The sequence below is a fragment of the Kribbella sp. genome (assembly GCF_035687465.1).
Classification (GTDB): domain Bacteria; phylum Actinomycetota; class Actinomycetes; order Propionibacteriales; family Kribbellaceae; genus Kribbella.
In genome coordinates, this window is the sequence record NZ_DASRXP010000104.1 from 1 (window position 1) to 2,598 (window position 2,598).

Consider the following 2,598-nt stretch of genomic DNA (forward strand, 5'->3'; position numbering starts at 1 on the left):
GAGGACAGGCGTTGCTACCGGCATCACTGACGACGAGATGCGGCCGGCCCTGGCGAAGCTGGTCGCTGCGACCAAGGACGTCGGTAAAGCGCAGGGCCTGATGGGGTTGGCGATGGATGTGTCCGCAGGCACCGGTAAGGACCTCGGCACCGTCACCGCCGCCCTGGCGAAGGCACAGAACGGTTCAGTGGGTGGCCTCGCGAAGCTGGGCATCGCGACCAAGGACGCATCGGGGAAGACGAAATCGTTCGCGCAGATCCAGAAGGACCTAGCGAAGACGTTCGCCGGCCAGTCCGCGACTGCGGCCGACTCGACCGCCGGGAAGTACAAGCGATTCCAGCTGGTGATGGACGAGCTCGGAGAGACGATCGGCGGCGGCGTGCTCCCGGTGCTCGGTGCGATCGCCGGTTTCATGCTGTCGAAGGTGTTCCCGGCCGCAGCGAAACTGTCCGGCCTGTTCGAGTCGAAGGTGGTCCCGAAGCTGCGGGAGTTCGGCGGGTTCGTCCGGTCGCAGGTCGTCCCGGTGATCGTGCAGCTGGCGCAGAAGATCGCGAACGGCGTAGTGCCGGTGGTGCGGAACCTTGTCGCCGCGTTCCTGCCTCTAGCACGGGACGCCGGCCCGAAGGTCGTCGCGGTCGCGAAGCTACTCGGCAACGCCCTCGGCGAGATGGGCAAGTTCATCACCGGCACTGTGCTGCCCGGCCTCGCGAAGTTCACCGGGTTCCTGCGGGACAACTCCACTCTTGTCGGTGCTGTTGCCGTGGGCATCGGTGCCATGGTCCTGGCGTTCAAGGCCTACCAGGGCGTGCTCCTGATCATCTCCGCGGCCACGAAAGCCTACGCCGCTGTGCAGGCCGCACTGAATCTGGTCATGGCTCTGAACCCAATCGGCATCGTGGTGCTGGCCATCGTCGGCCTTATCGCCGCGCTCGTGTACGCCTACAAAACCTCGGACAAGTTCCGCGCCATCGTGGACGGTGCCTTCCACGCCGTGCAGGCGGCGGCCTCGTTCGCGTTCAACTGGGTGAAGAAGAACTGGCCACTGCTGCTCGCGATCGTCACCGGCCCCATCGGGCTCGCGGTCCTGCTGATCGTGAAGAACTTCGACAAGATCAAGAGTGTCGCCGGGACCGTGCTGAGCGCTATCACGAGCACGTTCGGCAAGGTGATCAGCTTCTTCCAGGACTTGCCTGGCAAGGTCAAGTCCGCGATCGGTAACGCCGCGTCCACGCTGGTGCAGAAGGGTAAAGACTTCATCGCCGGGATCGTGTCCGGTGTCACAGGCAGGGTGTCGAGCCTCACCTCACTGGTGGGTTCGCTGCCCGGCAAGGCGCTCTCGGCGCTCGGCGACGTCGGTAGCCTCCTTTTCGACGCCGGGGCGAAGCTCATCTCCGGGCTGGCCAACGGCCTCACGTCGAAGCTCGGCGCAATCAAGGACGCGGCGGGCAAAGTCGCCGGCGCAATCAAGGACTTCTTCCCGGGCTCTCCGGTGAAGGACGGCCCGCTTCGTTCGTGGAACAACGGCGGCGCGGGTAAGCGACTCGTCGGGTTCCTGACCGATGGTCTCGGCGCGAAGGTCGGCGCCACGCAGATCGCCGCCGCCCGGCTCGCTACCGCGGTACAGACCGGATTCGGTGACGCGGCCCTGAGGCCGTCAGTGGCTCTGGCCGGCGCCCTCGGCGGTAGCGGGGCTGGCGTCCCCGCGGTCAACGTCGGCGACACGATCGTTTACGTCACGATCGACGGCGAGCAGCTGCAGGGCCGGATCGACAACACGGTCCGGACCAAAAACCGTGAACTCAAGCGCACCGTGAAGGCGGGCTGACCATGGGACTCACCGCCACCTATGACCCGATCCTGTCGAGGATCCGGCTCGCCGCGACAGCGCTCGGAGCCACCGCCGATCACGCGCTGGTGTGGCGTACGACGGACAACTACATCACCTACACGCTGATCCGCGGCGCGAACCCGGCAGCGATCTCCGGTGGTGGCGGCGTGCTGAACATCGACGATTACGAGTTCGTGCCGGGGGTCCTGCTCGGCTACCAGATCGCGTCGTACAACGCGGCCGGTGTCCTGCAGGCCAGCTTCACAACGACCATCACGCAGGACCTGACCGCGATCTGGATGAAGGTCCCGGCCGCGCCGTTCCTGAACCGTGAGGTCGAGGCGTCGGTGCGGTTCCCGATCAGTCGGCGGGCCCGCAGTTCCCTGTTCGATGTGGTCGGCCGCACCATGCCGGTCGCGGTGTCCGACATCGGCAGCTCGAGGGAGTTCACGCTGCAACTCCGCACCGAGTCCGCGTCGGATGAGCGTGACCTCGACTACCTGTTCGCATCGGGCGAGGTGCTGCTCCTGCAGCGGCCGGCGGTGATGGACCAGTTCCCCGGTGGCTACTTCGCCCATGGCGACGTGAGCAGGGAGCCCGGGCCGGACGCGGAGTTCTACATGTTCCCGGAGCGCAGGTATTGGCAGGTCCCTCTCACTGAGGTTGCTATTCCGGGCCCGGCTGTTGTCGGGTCCGCGTACACGATCGCGTCGATGCTCGCCGAGTACGCGACGATCACTGCCGTGCTGGCAGGGAACGCGACGATCGCT

The 2,598-nt window shown here is 66.1% G+C and carries 2 protein-coding genes; both read left to right on the forward strand.

The features are described from left to right. Positions 1–1,825 (forward strand): phage tail tape measure protein (locus tag VFG33_RS05250; RefSeq protein WP_524538117.1); only part of this gene is annotated, 1,825 nt, incomplete at its 5' end. Between the two features lie 2 nt (positions 1,826–1,827). Next, a partial coding sequence (locus VFG33_RS05255; protein WP_325022970.1) for a hypothetical protein occupies positions 1,828–2,598 on the forward strand: 771 nt, incomplete at its 3' end.